This is a genomic window from Anabaenopsis arnoldii (genome assembly GCF_028331025.1).
Classification (GTDB): domain Bacteria; phylum Cyanobacteriota; class Cyanobacteriia; order Cyanobacteriales; family Nostocaceae; genus Anabaenopsis; species Anabaenopsis arnoldii.
Genome location: NZ_JAQMUH010000001.1, coordinates 1 through 2,903, shown reverse-complemented (window position 1 = coordinate 2,903; position 2,903 = coordinate 1). Strand labels below are relative to the sequence as shown.

Sequence of the window (2,903 nt, the reverse complement as noted above, 5' to 3'; positions counted from 1 at the left end):
ACATAAGAACCTACAATTATTACACAGACATTGCCATGACAAGAAGACATCCACTGATGGAAGTCTTGTAGGTATTCATGACAAAAACCATATCACTGAGGAGCCGTATGAAGCGAAAGTTTCACGTACGGTTTTGTAGACGAGTCGGTTGGGTGACTGACCGGCTTAGTTTAATAACCTAGTGGGTGGCCGCCGCATACCTCGGCGGCTACCCTTTTTCCCGTTGCTCCCTGCATATTTATCGAAGCGCTGTGTTGAGTATAAAAGCTTTAACTTGAACACCTGACTGTGATAATTGTTCAGCTTGTTTTTCAAACTTTTCTCTAGCTTCATCAATACTAATTTTTGGTGCTTTACTCTTTCTGGAATCGCTATTGTCCCACTGTTCGCAGTTAAACCAACCAACTAAATAAATACCATATTGGCAAGTATTATCTTTTAGATAGCGATTGACAAGCTGTCTCTCCATTGCACTATCTAGCTCACCATTCCAGCAGCCTTTTGCCTCAATAATAACTGTTACAGAATCAAATACGTCTCCATTTGACGTTTTATTGACAGCATCAACTTGAATATCCGTTCTCTCACCTCGACGAATTTCAACTTCACGATTAACTATGACACCTCTTTCTTTAAGATTATTTTTTAAGTATCGTACTACGTAGTCAGAAAACCTATTCTCATCTTTTGGGATATATGCACTATCAGTAATGTTTCTCCAATTAACTCCCTTCCACACTTCTATTTTTGCAGATTTATCAAGTCCAGATTTCTGCTTTAAGTACTTGACTAGGGAATCAGCTAAATGTCTAATTTGTCCCCATTTAATTTCGTTCCATAAATCAATAACAGCAGGAGTTTGACCTTGAAGTGCTACTTGCAAATTCTGGAGCGATTCAAGTAAGACATCTAAAAGTTCATTACCGTCTTGGACAAGGCGTTTTTCTGTGTTATTGATAAGTTTAAGAATTTCATCGGGCATTGGAGGTTTCCAAGTTTTACGCCGCGTAATATTTTGGGCATATAGCAACGTCTTTTTCAGCCATGTAAATTCTGGGACTTCTTTAGCGATGCGCTGAATTTCTACACCAGCTTGATGTGTTCCTCTCTCCTTAAGATGAGCTAACATACTGTTTCTGAAAGTACCAATACTTTCTCTAATTCCTACAAAATGAACATCTTGAAAAACAGGGTCTTCATTATGTGGATACTGCTGAACAAGCCAAATGTAAAAGTCTGCTAGTTCTTTTTCAGTAATATTTAAGTTGATACCATGTGAGTAACGGTTAGCAACCATTTCAAATACTTCGCGTCCAAATTCTGTATCTTGCTGAACAACTGACCAAATAACTGACCAGGTTGTAGAGTCTGAATTTTCAACTAAAACTCTAGTTGCAAACAAAGCCCGTTGGTATTCTTTAACCACTGAGGGTAGTGGATAAGAAATTAGTACATGAAGGCAGAAAGCAGGAGGCAGGATGCAAAAGGCTATAATACTTTCAATATAATTTTTTTTACCCTGTTTTACTGTTGAGCTATTTCCCCCAGCCTGCATTAGTGACTTAGCAAAATCTTTAGCTTCGTTACACCCATGTTTCAAAAGTTCTTCGAGCAACTGTCCCGTAACTTTAGGCTGAAGTCCTTTATCCTTCACTTTTTCCAATAGCACAGATTTCAAATTTTCATCCCAGCTTCTCTCAAAGAGAGCAGGAATAAATATATAACTATGTTCTTCATTCTCTTTATCAATTAGTAAAATGAGTGAATCAATAGTTTCAGAAGGAGCTTTTACATAAGCTAGTTTAACCAAATTAAGGTAGTAATCTTCTCTGCAATTACTGCTTGGGTAGCCAACTATAACAGATGCCCATCTTTGCCATATTGTAAGCGGAATAGTATCTAAGAATTCTGGTGATTCTTTCAAAAGTAACAGTAAAGCCCTACAGCCTGCCAAAGCAAACCTATCATAAGTGTTTGTACCTATCCAGTCATAAGCTACTTGGTCTTGTTCTAAAATATACTTCTTAGCACCGTCAATAATTCTTTTTCGGGTTGCTATGTCGGCTTCTTCCCAACCAGGAAGTTTTGTTAAATCAAATTCCAATTCATTATTGTAGTATCTGCTATCTGGCTTTAAAGTAAGATCCATGTTTAGTTGTGACCAAGCCCATAGAGTGCCAGACTCTAACTGTTCCAAAAGTAGAATAACTCTCTCTTTTGGTGGTGGTTCTAAAAACGGAGATTCTTGTTTGGGATTTTCCCACTCTTCCATCTGAAGATATGATGCTTTCATTTCCTCAGCTTTGGCTGAATTTAACTCAATAGCTTCAAAGTAAGATACAAACTTATTACGTAAGACATAATTTGTTTGAGTAGCGGTTACAATAGCATCTATTTCCTTTGCGTCTTGATAGTTAAAAGACCACTCAATTAGTTGCGCCCAAATTTGCTGCGCCTGTTCTAATTCAGTGTTTTGTATTTTCTCAATCATCCAGAAGACATCTTTATGTAATAGGATTTTTTCTGTTGTATAACTTAATAAAAATCTTGCTTCTTCTCCGGTCGCAACAATTATTAGCACTACCTGCTCAATTAGTCTGCGTCTTTTCTCATCATTATCAAAAAGTTGCGACTGATATTGCTGCTTGGTACTATTATCGTGTGTTATTAAACTCTGATATTTTCTCCATTGAACCAGAGCTATCTTGGCAAAACTTTCCGCTACTCCGGGAGTATCAAAATGCTCCCATGCTTTTAAAATAATCAGGACTTACGCAACTGGCACAAATAGGGAGCGGAGGGAGCCGCGCCACGGGACAATTTCAATTAAACCAAGCACATAGGAATACTTGGGCGTTTGAGTTGCTGTATTAAATAATTAGACAGCAAATTATGCTTGATTT

1 protein-coding gene is annotated in these 2,903 nt (G+C 37.7%); it reads right to left on the bottom strand.

The window, feature by feature from the left end; genetic code table 11:
* Positions 1–238: 238 nt before the first annotated feature.
* Positions 239–2,581, bottom strand: a complete 2,343-nt coding sequence (locus PN457_RS00005) for a hypothetical protein (protein ID WP_271730455.1) — start codon at positions 2,579–2,581, stop codon at positions 239–241.
* Between the last annotated feature and the right edge of the window lie 322 nt (positions 2,582–2,903).